The organism is Embleya sp. NPDC008237, assembly GCF_042956465.1.
Taxonomy (GTDB): Bacteria; Actinomycetota; Actinomycetes; order Streptomycetales; family Streptomycetaceae; genus Embleya.
Window position 1 is genome coordinate 402,518 of sequence record NZ_JBIBGL010000003.1, and the last position, 23,011, is coordinate 425,528.

At 68.8% G+C, this 23,011-nt stretch carries 16 protein-coding genes; 5 read left to right on the forward strand and 11 right to left on the reverse strand.

Features of this window, described 5'->3' with window-relative positions; all coding sequences use genetic code 11:
* The 4 genes from ACFZBU_RS08730 to eccD all read right to left on the reverse strand — a co-directional run bounded on the left by ACFZBU_RS08730 (position 1) and on the right by eccD (position 5,735).
* A complete protein-coding gene (locus ACFZBU_RS08730; RefSeq protein WP_391582762.1) occupies positions 1 to 1,362 on the reverse strand; it encodes a M16 family metallopeptidase in 1,362 nt (453 codons plus the stop codon).
* Positions 1,359 to 3,581 (reverse strand): polyribonucleotide nucleotidyltransferase, encoded by a 2,223-nt coding sequence (locus tag ACFZBU_RS08735; protein WP_391582763.1) that lies wholly within the window; start codon positions 3,579 to 3,581, stop codon positions 1,359 to 1,361. The genes ACFZBU_RS08730 and ACFZBU_RS08735 overlap by 4 nt, the downstream gene beginning before the upstream one ends.
* Before the next feature lie 321 nt (positions 3,582 to 3,902).
* Positions 3,903 to 4,190: a 30S ribosomal protein S15 gene (gene rpsO / locus ACFZBU_RS08740; protein ID WP_020553079.1), complete on the reverse strand. Its 288-nt coding sequence runs from the start codon at positions 4,188 to 4,190 to the stop codon at positions 3,903 to 3,905.
* Positions 4,191 to 4,334: 144 nt separating this feature from the next.
* The gene (eccD, locus tag ACFZBU_RS08745) at positions 4,335 to 5,735 is read right to left on the reverse strand and encodes a type VII secretion integral membrane protein EccD (RefSeq protein WP_391582764.1); all 1,401 of its coding nucleotides are present in this window, start codon (positions 5,733 to 5,735) and stop codon (positions 4,335 to 4,337) included.
* Between the two features lie 277 nt (positions 5,736 to 6,012).
* Here eccD and eccCa point away from each other — a divergent pair, with 277 nt between their 5' ends.
* The 3 genes from eccCa to ACFZBU_RS08760 all read left to right on the forward strand — a co-directional run bounded on the left by eccCa (position 6,013) and on the right by ACFZBU_RS08760 (position 13,588).
* Positions 6,013 to 9,963 carry a type VII secretion protein EccCa gene (gene eccCa, locus ACFZBU_RS08750; protein ID WP_391582765.1) on the forward strand — a complete coding sequence of 1,317 codons (3,951 nt, stop codon included), beginning with the start codon at positions 6,013 to 6,015 and terminating at the stop codon, positions 9,961 to 9,963.
* Between the two features lie 224 nt (positions 9,964 to 10,187).
* Positions 10,188 to 10,634: a hypothetical protein gene (locus ACFZBU_RS08755; RefSeq protein WP_391582766.1), complete on the forward strand. Its 447-nt coding sequence runs from the start codon at positions 10,188 to 10,190 to the stop codon at positions 10,632 to 10,634.
* Positions 10,635 to 12,277: 1,643 nt separating this feature from the next.
* Positions 12,278 to 13,588, forward strand: coding sequence for a S8 family serine peptidase (locus ACFZBU_RS08760; RefSeq protein ID WP_391582767.1), 1,311 nt, complete (start codon positions 12,278 to 12,280; stop codon positions 13,586 to 13,588).
* Positions 13,589 to 13,694: 106 nt separating this feature from the next.
* On the opposite strand, the gene ACFZBU_RS08765 is transcribed toward ACFZBU_RS08760, so the two are convergent.
* The 7 genes from ACFZBU_RS08765 to eccB all read right to left on the reverse strand — a co-directional run bounded on the left by ACFZBU_RS08765 (position 13,695) and on the right by eccB (position 20,625).
* Positions 13,695 to 14,141, reverse strand: a complete 447-nt coding sequence (locus ACFZBU_RS08765) for a hypothetical protein (protein WP_391582768.1) — start codon at positions 14,139 to 14,141, stop codon at positions 13,695 to 13,697.
* A 65-nt stretch (positions 14,142 to 14,206) separates the two neighbouring features.
* The gene (locus ACFZBU_RS08770) at positions 14,207 to 15,904 is read right to left on the reverse strand and encodes an alpha/beta hydrolase (RefSeq protein WP_391582769.1); all 1,698 of its coding nucleotides are present in this window, start codon (positions 15,902 to 15,904) and stop codon (positions 14,207 to 14,209) included.
* 3 nt (positions 15,905 to 15,907) lie between these two features.
* Positions 15,908 to 16,489 (reverse strand): hypothetical protein, encoded by a 582-nt coding sequence (locus ACFZBU_RS08775; RefSeq protein WP_391582770.1) that lies wholly within the window; start codon positions 16,487 to 16,489, stop codon positions 15,908 to 15,910.
* Positions 16,490 to 16,641: 152 nt separating this feature from the next.
* Positions 16,642 to 17,874 carry a type VII secretion-associated serine protease mycosin gene (gene mycP, locus ACFZBU_RS08780; RefSeq protein ID WP_391582771.1) on the reverse strand — a complete coding sequence of 411 codons (1,233 nt, stop codon included), beginning with the start codon at positions 17,872 to 17,874 and terminating at the stop codon, positions 16,642 to 16,644.
* Between the two features lie 290 nt (positions 17,875 to 18,164).
* Positions 18,165 to 18,452: a WXG100 family type VII secretion target gene (locus ACFZBU_RS08785; RefSeq protein WP_355536648.1), complete on the reverse strand. Its 288-nt coding sequence runs from the start codon at positions 18,450 to 18,452 to the stop codon at positions 18,165 to 18,167.
* Positions 18,453 to 18,552: 100 nt separating this feature from the next.
* Positions 18,553 to 18,858: a WXG100 family type VII secretion target gene (locus ACFZBU_RS08790; RefSeq protein ID WP_020553087.1), complete on the reverse strand. Its 306-nt coding sequence runs from the start codon at positions 18,856 to 18,858 to the stop codon at positions 18,553 to 18,555.
* Between the two features lie 288 nt (positions 18,859 to 19,146).
* Entirely contained in the window at positions 19,147 to 20,625 is a 1,479-nt protein-coding gene (gene eccB / locus ACFZBU_RS08795; protein ID WP_391582772.1) for a type VII secretion protein EccB, read from the reverse strand.
* A 168-nt stretch (positions 20,626 to 20,793) separates the two neighbouring features.
* Here eccB and eccE point away from each other — a divergent pair, with 168 nt between their 5' ends.
* Positions 20,794 to 22,074 carry a type VII secretion protein EccE gene (eccE, locus tag ACFZBU_RS08800; protein WP_391582773.1) on the forward strand — a complete coding sequence of 427 codons (1,281 nt, stop codon included), beginning with the start codon at positions 20,794 to 20,796 and terminating at the stop codon, positions 22,072 to 22,074.
* A gap of 40 nt (positions 22,075 to 22,114) precedes the next feature.
* Complete coding sequence (locus ACFZBU_RS08805) at positions 22,115 to 22,957, forward strand: hypothetical protein (RefSeq protein WP_391582774.1); 843 nt, start codon at positions 22,115 to 22,117, stop codon at positions 22,955 to 22,957.
* The last annotated feature ends 54 nt before the right edge of the window (positions 22,958 to 23,011 follow it).

The following is a 23,011-nucleotide window of genomic DNA, read 5'->3' on the forward strand; positions in this document are numbered from 1 at the left end:
TCAGGCCGACGCGGCGACGAAGTCCGCGTCGTCGGCGAACGGTCCGACCACGGCCAGGGTGGGCCGCGCGGCGAACAGGTGCTTCGCCACGTCGTGGATCTCCGCGGCGGTGACCGCGGCGATCCGGGCGAGTACCTCGTCGACGGACAGGTGTTCGCCGTAGACGAGTTCGCTCTTGCCGATCCGGCTCATCCGGGACCCGGTGTCCTCCAGGCCCAGCACGGTCGAGCCGCGCAGTTGCCCGATGGCCCGATCGATCTCGTCCTGCGGCAGGCCCTCGCGGACCACCCGGTCCAGCTCGGTCCGGCAGATCTCGATCACCTGGCGAGCCTTCTTGGGCTGGCAGCCGGCATAGATGCCGAACACGCCCAGGTCGGCGTAGCCGGAGTGGAAGGAGTAGACCGAGTAGGCCAGGCCGCGCTTCTCCCGGATCTCCTGGAACAGCCGCGAACTCATCCCGCCGCCGAGCGCGGTGTTGAGCACGCTGAGCGCGAATCTCTGGTCGTCGTCCCGGGCCAACCCCGGCATGCCCAGCACCAGATGGGCCTGCTCGGTCGGTCGGTTCAACAGCTGTACGCTGCCCGCCGCACGCACCCCGCGGCCGCCGGCACGCGGCGCGGCGGGCACCGCCGCCTCGTCGACGCGCACGTGCGCGAACGCCTTCTTGACCAGGCGGACCACCTTGGCGTGGTCGATGTTGCCCGCCGCGGTCACCACCATGTTCGGTGCCTTGTAGCGACGCTTGTAGTAGCCGCTGATCTGGGTCCGGGTGAGCGCGTTGATCGACTCGACCGTGCCCAGCACCGGGCGACCCAGCGGCGCGTCGCCGAGCATCGCGTCGTAGAAGAGCTCGTGCACGAGGTCGCCGGGCTCGTCCTCGTTCATCGCGATCTCCTCGAGGATCACGCCGCGTTCGGCGTCCACGTCCTCGGCGTCGATCAGCGAGCCGGTGACCATGTCGCAGATCACGTCGATCGCGAGCGGGAGATCGGTGTCGAGCACGCGTGCGTAGTAGCACGTGTACTCCTTGGTGGTGAACGCGTTCATCTCACCACCGACCGCGTCCAGCTCGGCCGAGATCTCCAGCGCATCGCGCTTCTCGGTGCCCTTGAACAGCAGGTGTTCGAGGTAGTGCGAGGTACCGGCCAGGGCGGGGGTCTCGTCCCGCGAGCCGACCCCGACCCAGATGCCGAACGTGGCGGAGCGCACGGACGGCATGTTCTCGGTGATCACCCGGAGGCCGCCGGGCAGTACGGTGCGGCGGACGGCACCGATGCCGTCCGCGTCACGCAGCAGGGTCTTCGTGGAACCAGGCCGCTGCGCGGACGCAGCGACCTGGTTCTTCGACGAGGAGGACGTCACTTGGCGGCAGCATCCTCGGAGGCCTCGGCATTGTCTTCGCCCTCGATGACCGGGACGAGCGACAGCTTGCCGCGCTGGTCGATCTCGGCGATCTCGACCTGCACCTTGTCGCCGACCTTGATCACGTCGTCGACGTTCTCGACCCGCTTGCCGCCGGCGATCTTGCGCAGCTGCGAGATGTGCAGCAGGCCGTCCTTGCCGGGCATCAGCGACACGAACGCGCCGAACGTGGTGGTCTTGACAACCGTACCCAGGTACCGCTCGCCGACCTCGGGCATCGTCGGGTTGGCGATCGCGTTGATCGTCGCCCGCGCGGCCTCGGCCGAGGTGCCGTCCGAGGCACCGATGTAGATCGTGCCATCGTCCTCGATGGTGATCTCGGCACCGGTGTCGTCCTGGATCTGGTTGATCATCTTGCCCTTCGGGCCGATGACCTCGCCGATCTTGTCCACCGGGATCTTGACGGTGATGATGCGCGGCGCGAACTGCGACATCTCGTCCGGCGTGTCGATGGCTTCCATCATCACGTCGAGGATGTGCAGGCGGGCGTCCTTGGCCTGCTTGAGCGCCCCGGCGAGCACCGACGCCGGGATGCCGTCGAGCTTGGTGTCGAGCTGGAGCGCGGTGACGAACTCCTTGGTGCCGGCGACCTTGAAGTCCATGTCGCCGTACGCGTCCTCGGCACCGAGGATGTCGGTCAGGCACACGTACTCGGTCTTGCCGTCGACCTCGTCCGAGATCAGGCCCATCGCGATGCCCGCGACCGGCGCCCGGAGCGGCACACCGGCGTTGAGCAGCGACATCGTGGACGCGCAGACCGAGCCCATCGAGGTCGAGCCGTTGGAGCCGAGCGCCTCGGACACCTGACGGATCGCGTACGGGAAGTCCTCGCGGGCCGGCAGGACCGGGAGGATCGCGCGCTCGGCGAGCGCGCCGTGGCCGATCTCGCGGCGCTTGGGCGAGCCCACCCGGCCGGTCTCGCCGACCGAGTACGGCGGGAAGTTGTAGTTGTGCATGTAGCGCTTGCGCGTCTCGGGCGAGAGCGTGTCGAGCATCTGCTCCATGCGCAGCATGTTCAGCGTGGTGACGCCCAGGATCTGGGTCTCGCCGCGCTCGAACAGGGCCGAGCCGTGCACGCGCGGGATGACCTCGACCTCGGCCGACAGGGTGCGGATGTCGGTCAGGCCGCGACCGTCGATGCGCACCTTGTCGCGCAGCACGCGCTGACGCACGAGCTTCTTGGTGAGCGCGCGGAACGCGCCGCCGATCTCCTTCTCGCGACCCTCGAACGCCGGGAGCAGCTTCTCCGCGGCGAGGTCCTTGACCCGGTCGAGCTCGCTCTCGCGGGCCTGCTTGCCGGCGATGGTCAGCGCGGCCGACAGCTCGTCGGTCACCGCGGCGGCCAGCGCCTCGAAGACGTCGTCCTGGTAGTCCAGGTAGACCGGGAACTCGCCGGTCTCCTTGGCGGCCTTCTCGGCGACCTGGACCTGCGCGGCGCACAGCGCCTTGATGAACTTCTTGGACGCCTCGAGGCCGTCCGCGACGACCTCCTCGGTCGGCGCGTCCGCGCCGCCCTTGACCAGCTCGATCGTGCCGGTCGTGGCCTCGGCCTCGACCATCATGATCGCCACGTCGCCGTCCTCGAGCACGCGGCCGGCGACGACCATGTCGAACACGGCGCGCTCGAGCTCGGTGTGCGTGGGGAAGCCGACCCAGGTGCCGTCGATGAGCGCCACCCGGACGCCACCGATCGGGCCGGAGAACGGCAGACCCGCGAGCTGGGTGGACATCGAGGCCGCGTTGATCGCGACGACGTCGTACAGGTGGTCCGGGTTGAGCGCCATGATCGTCTCGACGATCTGGATCTCGTTGCGCAGGCCCTTCTTGAAGGACGGGCGCAGCGGACGGTCGATCAGCCGGCAGGTGAGGACGGCGTCCTCGGACGGGCGGCCCTCACGACGGAAGAACGAGCCGGGGATCTTGCCCGCGGCGTACATGCGCTCCTCGACGTCCACCGTCAGGGGGAAGAAGTCGAGCTGGTCCTTCGGGCGCTTCGAGGCGGTCGTGGCCGAGAGCACCATGGTGTCGTCGTCCAGGTAGACCACGGCGGAGCCGGCGGCCTGTCGGGCCAGCCGGCCGGTCTCGAAGCGGATGGTGCGGTTGCCGAACGTGCCGTTCTCGATGACCGCTTCGGCGAAGCTGATGTCGGGACCCTCCACGGGTGCCCTCCTCGTTCGTTTCGAGGGAGGTCCGCGGCGCATGACGCCTGAGGGCCGACCGAGCCGGTCTTCGATCGAAGCACCCGGGTGCGTTACCCGGGGGCCACTACCGAGGACCGGCGCTGTAGGTCGGCGCCTTGGTCGCGACGCGGCGCTCCCAGTCTTTGTTCGTCTCGCCCGGGCCGAATACGCACGGACGATTTCGTATTGTCTTGTTCTATCTCAGCGCGGCATACCCGCGCGCGGAACACAGCCTACAAAGACCGCGTCCGGATACGGCGAAGGAGCGGCTCGCGAAAGCCGCTCCCCCGTCGTGCGCTGCTAGCGGATGCCGACGCCGCTGCGGCGGATGCTCAGGCGGTCCGTCAGCGTGCGGTAGCGCTCGATGTCCTTCTTGGCCAGGTAGCCGAGCAGGCGACGACGCTGGCCGACCAGGAGCAGCAGGCCCCGGCGGCTGTGGTGGTCGTGCTTGTGCTCCTTGAGGTGGGCGGTGAGCTCGTTGATGCGGTAGCTCAGGATCGCGACCTGCACCTCGGGGGAGCCGGTGTCGCCTTCCTTGGTGGCGTAGTCGGCCATGATCTGCTTCTTCGTTGCGGTGTCGAGCGACACGTGTTCTCCCTCTGCAAGGTGGTGAGCGCCCCCGGTCTGACTCACGGAGGCGACTGGGCTCACATGGTGCGGGCGCGCGGCCCGTGGGCAGCGCGCATCCCGGGCACGCGGCTCCGGGATACGGACAACCCTAGCAGGAGCGCATCAGGCTGTGATGTTCCGCAGCTTGTCGTACAGATCCAGCACCGCCACGCACAGCGGAACGACGGACACCATCAGCATGCCTTCGAGCACGTCCATCGCCCGCCCCCAGAACGGGGACAGTCCGCGCGTGGGCACGGTGGTCGCGACGATCGCGAGCAGCGCGCCGACCGCGCAGATCAGGGCGAAGATCCAGCCCTGGCGCTCCTTGTCCGGGAATCCGGTGTCCAGGGTCAGGCCGACGAAGAGCATCGCGAGGCCGAGCAGGCCGGCCGTGTACAGCACGGTGACCTGCGTGGTGTGCCGGAACAGGCGGGCGCGGCCGAGGGTGACCAGCGCCAGTACGGCGGTCAGGACCCGGGTCCACATGGTGTCGACGTTGCCCAGCACGACGCACGAGGCGACGATCACGGCGGCACATGCGCCGGTGAGGCCGCTGAGCAGCTCGTGCCCGTTGCGGGCGCGCGCGGCGACGTCGGCGTGGTCGAGGGTGTCGCTCTGCCGGGCGGTGGGTGCGTCCGAGGGCAGGAAGCCGATCGGCAGGCGGGCGAGGCGGGCCGCCCAGGAGGGCAGGAAGGCGATCATCGCGAGCGCGACGGTGCCGGCGACGGCCGCCGCCTCGCGCGGGGCGCTCTCGAAGGTGATCATGCCGAAGGTGGCCAGCGTGCCCAGCGCGCCGGCGCCCGCGCCCGCGATGTAGACGGCGCCGCGTTCCGGCAGCAGCGCGGCGATCAACGTGGAGACCACCAGGACCGCGACGCAGGCGGACAGGAACTGGACCCGGCCGGGGCCCTCGCGCGCCGGCGGCTCGATCGCGCCCAGGCCGGCCAGGAACGCGTTCGGCAGTGCGCCGAGGCCGAGCACGGCGCCGCCGACGTGGTCCCCGTACACCCGCGAGCGCACGCCGGCGACCACGGTGAGCACCAGGGCCAGCGAGCCGCCGACGATGGCGGGCAGGCCGTGCGGCAGGGGGGTCATCCGCCAGAGCACGATGGCGCCGAGGGTGAAGAAGGCGGCCGCACCGGACAGGCCGGCGACCCGCAACATCTCCGGCGTCCACAGCCGGTTGTCGCCGGCGACCGAGGTGGCCACCGAGTCGGCCACGTCGTCGTAGACCGGCGGCGGCGGCGCGTCCGCGAGTGCGGTGAAGCGCAGCAGTTCGCCGTCGCGCACGTTCTGCCCGGCCAGGGTGAGCGCGCTGTCCAGGGGCTCGCCGTCGAGGCGGGTGAGCTGGAAGCCGGTCACCGAGCCGTTGCGCTGGGTCTGCCCGGACAGCCGGAGTATCTCCGGGTACAGCTCCGCGAGCGGGACCTCTTCCGGCAGCGCGAGATCGACGCGGCAATCCGGCGCGATGACGGTGATCCGGGCGAACCCGGTGGTGACCGTCGTGGTCGTGGAGTTCACCTGTGCAGATCCCCCTGCTTGTCGCTGCCCCGTGTCCCGCGGCCCCGAGGGGCCGGGATGACGACGCACTCTATACGCCGCGTCACGGCTCGCCACTGGCGCCGAGGGGGTCGGCCAGTAGTATGCGGCGCACACACGAACGGCTCAACCGGCTCACGTGTGCATGGAGACGACCCTGACGGGGTGGGTTGACTCACATCACCTGCTCCTTTTCCGTGCTCTGCGGCGGGCTCGATCCGTGTCCAAGGATCCTCGCGACGGATGAGGCTGATTCACCTTGACCGTGGTCATCGTCAAGCGCCCGCCCAGGGTGCTGCCCTCTCCTGTGCCGGCGGAGGAGATCCAGCTCCAGGCACCGCCCGAACTGGAGCGCCCCACAGACCAGAACTGGATCATGAGCGTGCTCCCGATGATGGGCATGCTCGGCTCGGCCGGCTTCTTCTTCATGCCCGGTGCGCCGAAGATGATGATGGTCATGGGCGGCATGATGATGATCTCGTCGCTGGTCATGGTGGTCGCGAACATCATCAAGTCGCGCGGTGGCAACCGGGTCCAGATGCTCGACGCCCGACGCGACTACCTCAAGTACCTCGCCCAGCAGCGCAAGGAGGTCCGCCGGACCGCCCGCAGGCAGCGCGACGCGCAGTTGTGGACGCACCCGGACCCCGCGCAGCTGTGGTCGGTGGCGGCGGGCGAACGACGGATCTGGGAACGCCGGGCCGGCGACGCCGACTTCGGACAGGTCCGGGTCGGCGTGGGCCAGCAGCAGTTGTCCACCCCGCTGGTGGCGCCCAGCACCGCGCCGCTGGACGAGTTGGAGCCGCTGTGTGCGGACGCGATGCGGCGCTTCCTGCGCACCCAGGCGACGCTGGACGACCTGCCGATGGCGGTGTCGCTGCGCTCCTTCTATCACCTGACCGTCTCCGGCGAGCCGGAGCGGGTGTACGGGCTGACCCGGGCGATGCTGGGCCAACTCGCGGTGCTGCACTCGCCGGACGACGTGCGCATCGTGGTGGCCACGGACGCGAACTCGCTGCCGCGGTGGGACTGGCTGAAGTGGCTGCCGCACGTGCAGCACCCGTCCCAGTCGGACGGCGCGGGTTCGGTCCGGATGATCGCGGGCGACCTCGGCGAGATCGAGGAGTGGCTGGCCGAGGACCTGGCCGGGCGCTCGCGCTTCGCGGCCGGTGCGCAGCCCGTGCTGGACCAGCCGCACCTGGTGGTGGTCCTGGACGGTGGCGGGGTGCCGGCCAACTCGCTGCTCGCGGGGGCGGACGGGCTACAGGGGGTGACCATCGTCGAGGTGGTGCCCGGTCCGCTGGACGAACTGCGCGGCGGCCTGGCGATCATCGCCGAGGAGGACCGGCTGACGCTGGAGTCGACGGCGGGCGCGTACGAGGGCATGCCCGACTTCCTGTCGGCGGGCGACGCGGAGGCGCTCGCCCGGAAGTTGGCCCCGCTGCGGTTGTCGGCGAACGACGACGACGAGCCGCTGCTGGCCAACCTGGACTTCACCGACCTGATGGGTATCGGTGACGCCGCGCAGGTGGACGTGTCGCAGACTTGGCGGCCCCGGCCGCCGAACGACCGGCTGCGGGTGCCGATCGGGATCGGCCAGAACGGCGAGCCGATCATGCTGGACATCAAGGAAGCGGCGATGGAGGGCATGGGCCCGCACGGCCTGTGTGTCGGCGCCACCGGTTCCGGCAAGTCCGAGCTGCTGCGCACGCTGGTGCTGGGCCTGGCCACCACGCACAGTTCGGAGATCCTCAACTTCGTGCTCGCCGACTTCAAGGGCGGCGCGACCTTCTCCGGGATGTCGGACATGCCGCACGTCGCGGCGGTGATCACCAACCTGTCCGACGACCTGACCCTGGTCGACCGCATGCGCGACTCGATCACGGGCGAGCTGAACCGGCGGCAGGAGCTGCTGCGTTCGGCGGGCAACTACGCCAACATGCACGACTACGAGCGGGCCCGGGTCGCGGGCGCCGCGCTCGAACCGCTGCCCTCGCTGGTCATCATCATCGACGAGTTCAGCGAACTGCTGACCGCCAAGCCGGACTTCATCGACATGTTCATCCAGATCGGCCGCATCGGCCGATCGTTGGGCGTGCACCTGCTGCTCGCTTCGCAGCGCCTGGAGGAGGGCCGACTGCGCGGTCTGGACACGTACTTGTCCTACCGGATCGGTCTGCGTACGTTCTCCGCCGCCGAGTCGCGCGCGGCGATCGGCGTGCCGGACGCGTACCACCTGCCGTCGGTCCCCGGCGCGGGTTACCTCAAGTTCGACACCGAGTCGATGGTGCAGTTCAAGGCCGCATACGTGTCCGGCACCTACCGGGCCTCCGACCGGGTTCGCCGCAACCGGTCGGGCGCGCCCATGCCGGTGTTGTTCGACAGCCGGTGGACGGCCGCGAACATGTGGAACCGGCAGCCGGACCTGCCGCCGGAGCCCGAGCCCGAGCCGGACATCGACAGCGCGCTCGCGGACACCGTGCTGGACGTGATCGTGCGCCGGATGGTCAACCAGGGTCCGCCCGCGCACCAGGTATGGCTGCCGCCGCTGGCCGAGTCGAACTCGGTCGACCAGATGTTGCCACCGCTTCGGGTCACCGCGGATCGCGGGCTGTGCTCGCCCGACTGGGGCGCGAACGGCCGACTGGTGGTGCCGCTGGGCCTGGTGGACAAGCCGTTCGAGCAGCGCCGCGACGTGATGTACGCGGACCTGTCCGGCGCGGCCGGCCACGCGCTCGTCGTGGGTGGCCCGCGCAGTGGCAAGAGCACGCTGCTGCGCACCATGATCACCTCCTTCGCGCTGACCCACACTCCGGCCGAAGTCCAGTTCTACGTCCTGGACTTCGGCGGCGGTGGCATGGTCGCGCTGAGCGATCTGCCGCACGTGGGCGGGGTGGCGGGCCGGCTCGACGCCGAGCGGGTGCGCCGGATCGTCAGCGAGGTCAAGGGCATCCTGGACCGACGCGAGGAGATGTTCCGGGTCAACAACATCGACTCGATCGACACGTTCCGCCGGCGCCGCGCCGCCGGGACGTTGCCGGACGAGGCGTGGGGCGACGTCTTCCTGTTCGTCGACGGGTGGTTGACCCTCAAGAACGACTTCGACGCGCTGGAGGCCGAGGTCACCGACATCGCCACGCGTGGTCTGGGCTTCGGCGTGCACGTGGTGCTCACCGCGTCCCGACACCCGGAGATCCGGCCCGCGCTCAAGGACCAGATTCAGACCCGGCTGGAGCTGCGGCTCGGCGAGACGATGGAGTCCGAGGTGGACCGGCGGCTCGCGGCGAACGTGCCCACGGGTGCGCCGGGCCGCGGCCTGTCCCCGGACAAGCTGCACTTCCTGGCCGCGCTGCCGCGGATCGACGGGTCGTCCTCGGCGGAGGACCTGGGCGAGGGCATGGCGGCCATGGTCGGCGCGATCAAGGCCGCGTGGGCGGGGCCGCCCGCTCCGCCGGTGCGGGTGCTGCCGATGCTGCTGCCCTACGAGCAGTTGCCGACGCCCGAGCAGGTGCCCGGCCGGGCGATCCCGATCGGCGTGGACGAGGCGACGCTCAGTCCGGTGTACCTGGACTTCAACGTCGACACGAACTTCGTGCTGTTCGGCGAGAGCGAGTCCGGCAAGACCAACTTCCTGCGCATGCTGGCGCGCGGCATCTCCGAGCGGTACACGCCGGCCGAGGCCCGGATCATCGTGTCCGACTACCGGCGCACGCTCCTGGACGTGGTCCCGGAGTCGCACCTGCTGGAGTACGCGGCGGCGGCGCCGGCCCTGACCTCGTTCATGAACGAGATCCGAGGCGGCATCGAACGCCGCCTGCCCGGGCCGGAGGTGACCCAGGATCAGCTGCGCAACCGGAGCTGGTGGAGCGGCCCCGAGCTGTTCCTGCTGATCGACGACTACGACCTGGTGGCATCGTCGAGCGGCAACCCGGTCGGCACCATCGCCGAGTTCCTGCCGCTGGCCCGCGACGTCGGCCTGCACCTGATCATCGCCCGCAGCAGCGGTGGCGCGGGCCGCGCACTGTACGAGCCGGTCCTGCAAAAGCTCCTCGACCTGGGCACGTCCGGCCTGATCCTGTCCGGCAACCGCGACGAGGGCGCCCTGATGGCCAACGTCAAACCGGCCCAACTCCCCCCGGGCCGAGGCCAGTTCATCACCCGCCGACGCGGCGTCGAACTGATCCAGACGGCCTGGCTCGCCGAAAACTGAGGCCGCCCACAGCCGAAGCGAGGCTCGACCGACTCCGGTCGAGCCCCGCTTTGCGTCGATTCCGCCGATCCGACCATCCGAATAGTTATAACGGAACGTCAGCCTCCTCTTGCGATCCGCTGATGATTCATGGATCAATGGGCGGCACTGTGGCACGCAGGCGTGTTCGACGTGCGCCGGGGAGGGTCGCGAATCGCGGCGACAAGCTCGGGGGAAGTGTGGTCATGGCAGGACAGGATTCCGCGCCGGGGGGCGGCGGATCGGGTTTCCGGTTGAGCGTGGAGGCTTTGGAGGCGTTCCAGGGCGCGTTGCAGGGCGTACTTGCCGATCTCGTGGACAGTGCCGACTCGCCGGCGAACGCGACGAAGTACACGATCGGTGAGGGCGACCTGGGAGTGTCGTTCGCCGAGGCGCCGTTGATCGGAGGGGTACTCAAGGAGACGGCCGACCGACTGCAGACCTTGATCAACACGTTGCACGGCCAGATCGCGAAGATGAAGCAGAACATCAAGACGACCGGCAACAACGTGGTGGCGACGGACGACGAACAGCGCCGCGCCACACTGCAGATCCAGCAGGTGCTCAACGGCGGCTCGCAGCCTCCGGTCGTCGATTCACCTCCTCGGGTACCGCAGGCACCACCCGCGAACCGGAAGGTCGATCTCGGATGACGCTGAGGCGGAGCACGAGGGCCAGGGGGAGATTCTGATGGCGGAGACCGACTTCGAGGGCTTCACCCTCGAACAGTTGCAGGCCATGGTCGCCACGGCGAACCCTTCGGCGCTCGCCGGATACGGACAAAAGCTCACCGGGGCGGCCCAGAGGATCACGACCGCCGCCGAGAACCTCGCAAGAATCGCCCGAAGCATGAGCGACGGTTGGCAGGGCGAGAGCGCGGACGCCTTCCAACAGCTCGCCGGGCAACTGGTCATGGCCACCAACGGCCTCGGCGACTACGCCAACGCCGCCGGCAACCACATCAACCACGTCGGCGAGCAGATCTTCGTAGCCAAGCTGGGCATGCCCCGGATCGACCCCACGGTCCTGGCCAAGGCGAACGGGCCGGCCCCCGTCGTACCTCCGGGCACCCCACCACCCGCTGACGGCGTGGACCCGATCAAGGCCCACACGGACGCCCAGGGCCAGGTGGAGGCGGCACGCCGCGAGGCGATCACGCGAATGCGCACCCTGGCGTCGACCTACCGCGTGGTGGCAACGGACCTCCAGGCAATCCCGGTGCCGGTGTTTCCGGGAGCTGCTGGTGACGTGCACACGGACGTCGTCATCAGTGGACCGGACGGGAATCAGTCCGGGCAGCCGGGCTCTGGCGGCATACGTGACGGGTATGGGGACGGGAGCCGCCGCTCACAGGGTTCGCAGGTAGGAGGCGGAGGTTCGGGTTCGGCACCCGGAATCTACTCGGCTCCTACCGGGAGCGTTCCCGGTTCGACCCAATCGCCCACACCGTTCACGGGCAACACACCTCCATACATCCCGCAGTCGACCGACTTGCAAGGCACCGGCCCGCTAACCGCTCCTCAATCGCCGCCCACCGCCCCCTGGACCCCGCAGACGCCCGGGGGTGGTTTGGGTCCCGTGACAACGCCGACAGTGGGCGGACCGCCAGGAGGTGTGCCGGGCGGTCCTCCCCTGCTCCCCGGAACAAGCGCACCGCCCTTCTCCCGCAGCGGAGAAGGGGGACGCTCTGGCGGGGCTCCGGGAGCAGGCCCACGCGTAGGCAACATCCCAGGCACGTCACCGGGAGGTGGCTCGACGCCTGGGGCAAGACCGGGTCCGGGTGTCGGTGGCACTCCGGGGCCAGGCAGTAGAGGGACGTTCAGTGCTCGCCCCGAGGGGCGCAGCCCAGTGCCGAGCCCACCGGGCAACGTGCCGGGATCAAACTCAACCGGACGTCCGGGAGGCATGCCGGGGGCACCTGGTGTCGGCAGTTCTTCGATCGGTCCGGCATCGGGACGAAACCCGGTTCGACGACTGGCGATGTCGCAAGGCGGCTCGGTAGGCAGGACCTCCGGCACCCCATCCGTCCGAAACTCGCCTCGGCTACAGGCACTGCCTGCGGAAAGCGGCACCTCGACGACGCCGGAAAACAACGGACCTTCGGGTCGCCGGGCAACTCCGGGGGAGCGGACACCATTCACCGGGGGCACACGATCCGAGCAGGTCCGTCGGCGTACTACACGCTCAGAGGACGAAGACGACAATCCTTGGGACGGCCCGCGCCGCCCCGGCGTCGTTCCGCCCGTCATCGAGTGACCTCGCGTCAGTTGCCGTTCAGAAAGGAAACCCAGGCCGCATGAGCCGATGCCTCACCCCAGCTCACCGGCTTTCGGTGGTACTGGGTTTGCTGTTGACTATTCTGATCGGCGGCGGACATTTCGCGCCGGCAGCACACGCTGAATCCATCCGTGGACAACAGTGGTATCTGGATATCTGGAAGATCGATGAGGTATGGAAAACCTCCCGTGGCAGTGGAGTGACTGTCGCTGTAATCGACTCGGGGGTCGATACGACTCACCCCGACCTCGAAGGGCAAGTTCTACCGAGTTTGAGCACCCCCGGTGACTCTCGTGGGCATGGGACTGGCATGGCAGGGCTCATCGCGGGCCAAGGTCGGGCCGGAGGCGGCCAAGGTGCCTTCGGCGTGGCACCCGGGGTCAAGATCCTGCCGTTTCGGGCGGTCGAGACTTCACCTGGCAAGTACGACGAGGTATCGATCGCGAAGGGAATCCGCCTTGCCGCAGATTCAGATGCTCAAATCATCAGCATCTCATTGGCGGGATCCGCAAAATCCCAATTGGAAGGTGAAGCAGTCGACTACGCCTTGAGCAAGGGGAAATTGGTGGTGGCAGGCGGCGGAAACACCCCGGACAGCCAAAACGGCATCCCCGTCTATCCAGCCGCGTTCCCCGGAGTCCTGGCAGTCAGCGCGGTGGACAAGCAGGGGAAACCGGCGAGCAACAACGTCAGTGGCTCCTGGATATCGCTCACTGCTCCAGGGCAAGACATCCCGAGCCCCTGTGTTTCCTCGACCCGCTACTGCCTCGGCACCGGCTCCAGCGATGCCACGGCCCTCACTTCCGGCGTCGCCGCGCTCGTCTGGTCCGTGCATCCCGACTGGACCGCCAACCAGGTCATTCGGCGGCTGCTCGATACTGCCAATCGCCCCAATGAGCCCGTGCCTTCGGACACCTTCGGGTACGGCGCCGTCAGCCCCCGCAAGGCCCTAGCCGCGACCGACACGCCCGGCCCCGCCGACGTCAACCCGCTGATCGGCGTCCGTGGCGACAAGCCCACCACCGCGCCGACAACGGCCGCCCCGAATACCCCCTCGGCCGCAGCGCCCACTACGCCGAGCCAGACCGCCCCGCCTGCGGCGGCACCCGTCGCCAAGTCCGACGATGACGGCGACGGCCTCCTCGTCCCGATCCTCGCCGGCACCATCGCCGCAGCAGCCCTCGTCGCCGGCGCCGCCGTCATCGCCATGCGCCGCCGCCGAGCCCGCGAACTCGCCCACCGCCAAGCCGCCGCCGTGCCTCCGTGGCCCACCGCGCCCCCCGCACCGCCGACCTACCACCCCGGCGCCGGCCCCTACGATCGGCGCTGAAGGCTGAGGAAGGGCGATCCGATCCGACTCGACGGCCCCGCGGGTAAGTCGGGCGGCTCTTGCGCCCTACCCACGGTCCGCACCGCCCGGCCCGGTCGCCATCGAACTATTTCCGATCGGCCACCGGTTTCGTGAAACACGGCGAGGTGACCCAGATCGTGATCTGCTCGGGTGGGCTCGTGCTGCTCACCAGGATCTTGAAACCGTCGGCACTGCTTACCGCGGAAACTTCGCCACCCGGGCTCTCGGGAATATCGTAGACTTTGTCCTCCACAACCTTTGTACCGTGAGAAATCAGCGCGTCTCGGGTTCGATGCAACGCCTCGACCTGATGCTCGGGCGCAACGACCACGTTGTACATGTGCAAGAGAGAATACGAGTTCCCGTCGGAGAGATTGCCGCCCGCATCCTCACACGGACCGTCCTTCGACGAGAGTCCCTGCGGGGTGACCGGGGCACCGATGGTGTCCAGTACCAATCGAGCATGCCGCTCCGCGATTGCCCGGGCGTCCTCCATCGGCATGACCGCGTGCGTCTTGCTGCTCTGCGTCATATCTCCTCCACAGGCCGAACCAAAGGCCAGAAAACTCATTGCCAGCGCAAGGGCGCGACCCGTCCTCATCGCTTCGGCGTGGTCGGATACTGGCCGTGCACGAGTTCGGGGCGACGGGCCGGGTTCGGATCGTCATAGGTCCCCATGATCACCTTTGCTTGATTCTTGAGACTCTCGTCCGCCTCGTCGCCTTTGACATTCCAGTAACTACTGTGATCACCCTGCGATGCAGCCAGGCGGTTACCGCCGAAATCCGTCTCGTGCGGCAGCGTCTTCCCATGGCCCGCCTGCCAGCCGGCATGACTGGCTTCGCCGAGTCCGGGAATGGGGTCGTCGCCGGCTACTTCCGCCCACACGTGTCGCGGATCGATGTGCAAATCGTCTGCGCTGTCGGCATGCATACCAGGACTACCGACGACGATCATGTCGTCGACCGCAATACCATCACCGCTCCGGCCGGCATCGCCCAGGAGAGCCGAACCGTAGCTGTGCGCCACCACACTGATGTGATGGTCCGTGGACTGGGCGCGAAGACCACCCACGAACGAATCGAGTCTCGGCGCCCCCTCTTCCGATCGCCCCCATCCGACCACGCTGGAAACTTTGGATTCCCAGGGAGTGGTAAGACCTCCGAATGACGCTTCGGGAGCGTCGTAGTCCAGCCAGAATACCGAGGCGACATCACCCCTTTCCAGCGTGAGTCGATCGGATGCCTCCTGAATCTTGTCGAGACGCTTCATCTGTCCCTCGAGTCCGCCGGCCACATCCGTGTTGGTTCCCGGCACCAGGATTGCGGTATTCTTCGCCAGGTCCGGATTTCCGATCGACATGACAACCTGGCCGTCGAGGAACTTGTCGCCGAACTTCAGCAGCATTATTCCCGAGTCGTCCGCGGCGCAGGTCCCATTCTTGGTCAACGCCAGATTTATGGCTTCGAGATTCTTGATTTCTCGATATTCCTTGTCCGTCAGCGGACGCCCGGAAAGATCGGCCAGGCGCGCATCGAGGGCGATACGGTTGGCCTTGTCGCGATCAGCCGCCGGAAGACCGTCCATACTTCCGATCTCATGCGGATAGTTGGCAAGATACAGCTTCCGTTGGTCCTCGCTGAGATCTCGCCACCATGCCGCACTCCGAACCGGGTCCATCTTTTCCGGAAGTGCGCTCAGCCCATACAGGCCGGCAACCCTCCGGGCATCCTCCGTAGCGTTCTCCCACGAATTCGGCGCGGTGGGTGAAACATCCGAAGGGTTGAGTGTCGCAAGTATTCCGGCGATTTTGTCGTCAGCCTCGGAAGCCTGCCGGAGTATTCCGTCGAAACGTGCCTTGTATTCGTCCAGCAGGCCCTGAACCCTCGCCGGATCCGGAGCAGCGGCACCCTCCTTTCCCGGCGGTACCTCAGCTTTGAGTACATATCCTCCGGAAGCATCCGTGACCCTGATTCCGGATGCTTCCGCGTCACGTATGGCGGCCAGCAGAGAGGCCTGAATCCCAAGGATTTCCGCGATCGCCTTGTCCGCCGCCGACCCGATCGACCGAGCCTGCATCGCAGATATGGAGATCTGTCGGACGAGCCGTTCGAGTTCCTTGTCCGCAGTCTGCGCCGAAACGCCCTTCCAGCCGGCTTCCTCGACGATGTCGTTCACGCCGGTCCGGAAGGACCTCTCCAGGTCGTGCAGGCGGCTTGCGCCCTTGGTCCACGCGGTCGCGAATTCACGCCATCCATCGAATCTGGCATCTCTCAGCTCGACAAAGTTGACCACGTTCTAATCCCCCGCGCCGAACATCGATTTCAGTTCGGTTTCGTTGTCACGGTACTGCGTACGGGTCCGGTATATCTTGTCCGCGGCAGCCTGCGATCCATTGGCCAGCCGCATGATCGCGGTCGACCATTCACGGCCCAGTTCGCCCATCTGGAAGCCGATTTTGAAACCTGGCGTGCCTGGCGGCGGCGGCTGACCCACCTCGCCGCTGAGCACCTTCAGATCCAGGCCTATCGAGACCGCCTTCGATGCTGCGGGAACCAGTTTCTCGACGTCCACCGCGAAACTGTTCGCCGGTTGGGCGAGCACCGGATCCGCCTTGCTCGGCAATACCGGCCGGTGCGCGGGATCGCTCAGGATCCGATCCATTCCGGGCCCGGACCAGTCACTGTCCGGCTCATCGGCAAATCTGGGTCCCGTCACCTGCGGAGACGATCCGCCATCGCCCGAAACAATCGGCGGCGGTTGCTTCGGGGGAGCCGCGAGAAGTGGGCTCGACTGCGGTCTACTATTCGGATCCACCCTGAAATACTCGGGCGTCATGGCGCGATTTATCGGCGTATCCGGTAACTCCTGGCTTCCCATGTTTCCCCTTCTTGCTCGGCGGGAATCGGCCCCCGAATCGAATGGAGGTGCAATTTCTGTCAATGAACACGATCGAAGCCGCACAACGGTGACCGATGGCGAGGCCCGGCCCCGCGGACGTGGGGATTCCGGTGTGCGGGTGGCACCTCGGATCAGCCGGTGTTGGGGGTTGCCTTACCGCGCCGGCGGGCGTCGCGGATGACGATGGCGGTGCAGATGACGATGATGGTCAGGCCGATGGCCATGAACAGGACCACCGAGGCCTGGCGGCGGTCGCGGTCGGCGCGGGTGGGGCCGTGGGCCAGGGGGGCGACGTTGACCAGTTCGGTGCTGCGGTCGACCTTGGGGTCCGGGACCGGGGCGAATGCGGGGACCGTCGTGGAGCTGAGGGCGCGCAGCGGGTCGACCACGCCCCAGCCGACGCCGTCCATGTGGCCCGGGGCGGCGCGCTGCGCGGTCTGTTCGATCAGCGTGATCACCTGGGCCGCGGTGTAGGTGGGGTGCGCCGAGCGGATCAGCGCCGCGACGGCGGCCACGTAGGGAGTCGCGAAGGAGGTGCCGGCGCCACTGCAGTGACCGCCCTTGGGCACCGTCGACCACATGTCCACGCCCGGGGCCAACACGCCCACGTACGGCTTGTTCTGCGAGAACGGCGCCCGCTCGTTGTTGCGGTCGGAGGCGCCGACGCCCAGGACGCCGGGATACTTCGCCGGCCACGAGTCGAGGTTGTCCTTGTCGCCGGAGTTGCCCGCGGCGGCGACCACGACCACCTGCTTGGCGATCGCGCGCTGCACCGCCTCGCGCAGTTTGGTGCCCGGTTCCTGGCCGCCCACGGTGTCCTGCGAAATGTTGATGACCGTCGCACCGCCCGCGACCGCGAAGTCGATCGCTGCGGCCAGGCTGTCCTCGTTGCCCTTCGTCGCGTCGTCGCCGCCGTTCTGCCGGATCGGCAACAACATCGCCTCGGGCGCCAGACCCACGAAGCCGGTGTCGAGCCGGGGGGTCAGCCCGCTGCCGGGCCGGGCCGCGATGATGCCCGCGGCCATCGTGCCGTGGCCGTGGGTGTCGTCGGTGCCGTTGGCCTTGTCGTCGAAGAAGTCCTTGCCGGGCACGATCGCCGGGCCCAACTGCGGGTTGTCGTCGTCGATCCCGGTGTCGATCACCGCGACCGTGACGCCCTTGCCGGTGGACTTCTGCCAGAGCTCGTCGAGCAGTACACGCTGTAGCGACCAGGGTTTGCCGGGCATCGGCTTGGAGGGGTACACGCACTCGCCCGCGAGCAGCTCGGTGTCCACCGGCCCTTGGTCGATCGCCGCCGACCCCGCCGGCAGCAGCAGGCCGAGCGCGAGAAGAGGTGCCGCCCACCGTCGCCGCACGGGTCGCATCGGTTCGTTCGCCTTCCGGATCACCACCGGACCGACCCCGGAGTCCCGGGCCGGCCAGACCTGTCGTGTAGGTGTCCCCGGCCCCCGTGAGACCGATGACGGACGCGGGAGGAGGCGGGCACGAGCCCGCCTCCTCTCACCGCGGCACAACGATGGCACCGACCATCGACCCGGCGGCTGCCCCCGGACCGATACCGCTACCGCGTCGGTACCGGTACCACGTCGGCGGCGCAGCAACTGCGAGCGCCACCACGCCGGTACGGACCGCCGGTGCCCCGGAATTCCCGGTGTCAGTGCCACATCTTGGCGTTGGACGCCTCGGTCTGGCGGTACGCGTCGGCCGCCCGCATCAGGCCGTCGGCGATGCCGTTGAGCGCGTCCTGCAGACCCTGCGCGTTCTGGTCCCAGCTCGCCTGCTGGACGAGGTAACCCTCGCGCGCGTCACCGGACCACGACTCGGTGACCGGCGCGATGTCCCGCTTGAGACCCGACTGCATGTCGGCGAGACGGGCGTTGAGGGCGCGAATATCGGCTGCGGCCTGTTCGAGCGCAGCGAAAGTGACAACTACCTGCGACATGCTTTCTCCCCAGTGTCGGATGACCGGCTTGCGACCGGGGCATCGCCCCGAGCAGTACGAGAGCCGGTGCGACCGTGTGCGACCGAGTGGCGAACCCCGGTCAGAACATCAACTTCGAGATGTTGCCGGACACGGTCGTCTCGGTCTGGTCGTACGAGTTGGCGTTGTGGCCCATGGCCCCGGAAATCGCGTCGAGCGCGCGCTTGACCCCGAGCGCCTTCTGCACGGCCTGCTCCTGCAACGGGTCGAACTGGTTCCTGGCAGCGCCCTGCCACTGACCCTCGATCGCATCGACCTTGCGGTTCATCTCCTGGATGGCCGCTTCGAGGTCGGTCGCCACGCCCTGCACCTTCTTCGACAACTCCGCCAACATCTGCGGAGTGATCTTGAACGCTTCACCTGCCATGTTTCACCATCCCCCATGAGACAGACGTGCGCGAGGGAAGGCTCGTGTCACCCGTGTCGGGTGCCCCCGCACCAACGTCACCGTTGCGACGTCGTGGGAACTCTAACCGCAATCCGGGACGCCGCCCAAGCGACGCCCTACGCATGGTTACGGAACCTTGACTCGGTGGATACCCCCGCGGCTCTGTGCAATGTGCCGGTCTTCGGTGGTGCTTTCCGGTTGTCTCGGCGTCGGGAGTCCCTACCACTCACGACCCGTCCGACGCTACCTCAACTCCCGCCCCCAGGCTCAGGAACCCTGCGGCTTCTTGGCATCGACCGTACTCAACTGCGGTCCCCGCGAGACCAGTTCGGACCACGCCCGCGGCAACGGCCGCACGTCCACGCCCTTGTAGCCCAGGCGCTGCTTCGCCTCGCTGTCCCGGTTCGGGCCGGCCGGCGCGCCGCCGGCCTGAGCGTCCTCCGGCACGCTGTAGCGCAGTCCCGAGTCGGCCACCAGGTACGTCGGGCCACCCTCGTCGGGCGTGCCGGTCACCTCGCGGTACAGCGCCCCCGCGCCGGGCTTGACCCACACGCCGCCCATGCCGTCGACGAGTTGCTCCGGCGGCCGGATCCCGGCGGACTGCGTGGTCACCGGCTGGATGCCGCGCCACTCGCCGGAGAACGTGTTGCACACCACGTTGCGCGGCAGTTCCAGGTCGTTGCGCGTCATCCGGTTCATCGGCGTCGGCGGGATCTCCGGCCAGCCCTTGTCCGCGGCGAACGTGCGGTCCTGCACCACGGCGCCGCCGAGCGTGCCGATGTTGACCGGGAACGCGGTGGGCGTGGTGTTCCCGTACGCCTCCCTGGCCCTGGGGTTCGTGGTCAGCAGCACGGCGGTCAGCTCGCTGACCGGCACCACGCCCTCCTTGGTGACCACATAGTTCTGCCGCTGGGCACTGCCCTCCGCGCGCAGCACGATGCCGACCCTGTTGTACTCCCTGTCCAGGGGCAGCTGGGTCGGCTTGCCGTAGTCGGCCGGCATCGGGTGGTCGATGGTGCCCCCGTCGACCAGCGTGGCCAGCCACGCGTCGCTGACCGGTTGCGCGGGTATGCCGACCAGGTTCAGCGCGCCGATCACGGTGGGCGCCTCCACCACGAAGCGCTTGCCCTGGTAGACGAGGTACTTGAGCCGGCTGCGGTCCTGCACGAACAGCGCCTCGCCCGGCCGCAGCGCACCGTCCGCCGGAGCGGCGCCGATGAACACGCTGCGCTGCGGCTCGCCGGCCGGGTCGGGCTTGCCGTCCTTGCCCACGGCCGGCCGCTCGCACACGGTCCAGGACTTGCGCTCCCTGACCTCCTTGGCCGTCGGCAGCCGGTCCGGTGCGTTCGGGATGCCCAGCGGCGCCCCGTGGCTCACACTGTTGAGCTGCTTCTCCGGGACCATGTTGACCTTGAAGTTGCCCGGGTCGAGCAGCAGTCGGCCGGAGGCGATGTTGAGCACCGGATGCAACTTGCCGTCGAGATAGACGTATCGGCTCGCCGAGTCGCGGCCCACGATCAGGCTGCTCTTGTTCTTCCATCCCGGCGGCGTTCCCGGCTTGATCAGCCCGACGACCCCGAAGCCGACCAGCACGAGCATCGCGACCACGATGCTCGGCGTGACCATGCGCATCGGCTTGGGCGCGTTCTCCTCGGTGCCACCGCCGGGAGCCGGTTGCAGGAACGCTGCCACCATGCGGCGGCGCGCGAAGATGTACGCCTCAAGTTGCTCGCGGCGCGATGCCATCGTTCTCCCCGTGATCGACCATGCGCTCCGGCTGAAGGTTCTATCACCGACGCGGCCACAGGGTCGCGGGCAAACCCCCGGCCCCGTACCGTACGGTGTGCCGCACCCGCCGTGACAGTCGGGCGACGGCAAACGGGGACAAGTCGTGAGCATGGGGGATCTACACACGTGGCCGCACCCGCGCCGGTAGGCACGCATCGGCAGACCCGCCCGCCCACACCCGACGGGACGTCACCACCGGTACCGCAGCGCGCCGTTCTGCGCGTACACCCGCGCGCCGGTCGGATCGGCGGCGTCCTGGTACAGCAGATCGTGCTCGTCCAGCTCGGGGTGCTGCTGGTCGCGATCGGACTGGCCACGAATCCGGCGGCGTTGATCGGCCTCGGCGTGCTCGCGCTGCTGCTCGTGGTGCCCGCCCTGGTGCGGCTGCGCGGCCGCTGGCTGGTGCAGTGGTTGCCGATCCTGTTCGACTTCCGTCGCCGGCACCGGATGCCGGCCGTCCCGGACGACGCGGACCCGGTCCTGGTGCCGGTCCTGGAGTGTGCGCCGCATCTGGCGACGAGTTCGGTCACCGACCGCGATCGCCGCTCCATCGGGCTGATCGGCGACGGCACCTTCCTCACCGCCGTGCTGTTGGTCACCTCGCGCGACGAGCCGCTGCGCCCCTCGCGGGCGCAACGACCGTTGCCGCTGCCCACGATCGTGAGCACGCTGGAGGTCGACGACGTCACGCTGGCCTCGGTCCAGGTGGTCCAGCACACCCAGCCCGCGCCGGCCACCCACCTGCCCGAGGAGGCGCTGGCCACCCGGTCCTACCGCGAACTCGTCGAGCAGGGGCTGCACGACGTACCGGCGCTGCGGCTGACCTGGATCGCGCTGCGCTTCGAGCCGGAACTGTGCGCGGGCGCGGTCGCCGCCCGCGGCGGCGGCGAGGAGGGCGCCCAGCGGGCACTGCTGCGCGCGGTCAATCAGCTGGCCGGCAACCTGACCGGCGCCGGCTTCGAGGCCCGTGCGCTCGAGGAGGCCGAGCTGATCCAGGCGCTCGCCACCTCGTGCAGTGTGAACCGCACCACCCGCCAGTACGGGCGCGGCGGCCGGCGCACCACCGAGTCCAAGCGCGCCTGGCGCTGCGACGACCGGTGGCACACCACGTACTGGGCCAACCGCTGGCCGCAGCTGACCCAGGGCCGCACCTCCGACCTGGTGGGCGCGCTGACCGCGACGCCGGCCATCGCCACCACGTTCGCCCTGACCGCGACGCACGGCGTGGGTGGCACCACCGCGCTCACCACGCACGTCCGGATCGCCGCCCGTTCCGGTAGTGAACTCGCAGACGTGACACGACAGTTGGAGCGGCGGGCCCGCACCGAGAAGATCGGTCTGACCCGGCTCGACTGGGAGCAGCAGCCGGCTCTGCTGGCCACACTGCCACTCGGCGGCCTGTCGTGACGAACCGTCACAGGTGCACACGTACGGGGAGGATCGACCAGTGAGCACGACCAACGCCGGCCGGGGCCGACGCCGGGCCTCGAACGGACGTGGCAACAACCGCAATCCGAACCCGCCGCCCGCCCCCACGCCGAACCCCACGCCCGGCTCGGGGACTCCCGTGCCGCGGCCCTCGCGGCGCAGGGGCCTGGCCCGTCTGGTCGGCCCCAGGCACGAACGGCACGTACTGACCACCGCCCAGCTGCCCGCCCTCGGTCTGCCGGTGGGCGACGACGGCGTGGTGATCGGGGTCGACGCCGAGCGCAACCCCGCGGTGCTCGGCCTGTTCCGGCCCGAGCCGTTGGACGTGGCGTTCGTCGGCGGCGCCTATGTGGTGCAGATCATCGCGCTGCGCGCTGCGGCGATCGGCGCGCGGGTCGCGATCGAGTCCGGTCGTCCGCAGTTGTGGTCCGCGATGGCCCAGGCCGCGGGTGGCGCCCAGCCGTGCGTGACGGTGCATCAGGTGGGTCGGCTCGGTCCGCAGGGTCCCACCGCCGGCAGCCCGGTCCTGGTCATTCGCGACTGCGGCGCCCGACCGCCGCGCAATCGGCTCGCGCCTGCCGCGTGGCAGACCACCCTGACCCTGCTGCCGTTCCTGGACCCGGCGCAGGCCCGGCAGCGGATCGGCGTGGGTGCGGGACTGGTCGGCATCCAGCGGGTCTCCCCGATCGAGGCGCAGGCCGCCTCGTCGGTACTGTCCCTGCCCGGCGAGGACGAGGCCGCGCTGCCCACGCTCGCCGACGAACTGACCCTGTGGAGCACCCGGAAGTCGCGCAAGTACGTGCTGCTGACGCCCACTCGGGCCGAGGTCGGCCTGCTCGGGCCGCCGCGCCGGATGGACTGACCGAGCGCGGTCGCGACAGCGGCTCTGCGCGAACAGGTGGACGGACCGGCGACG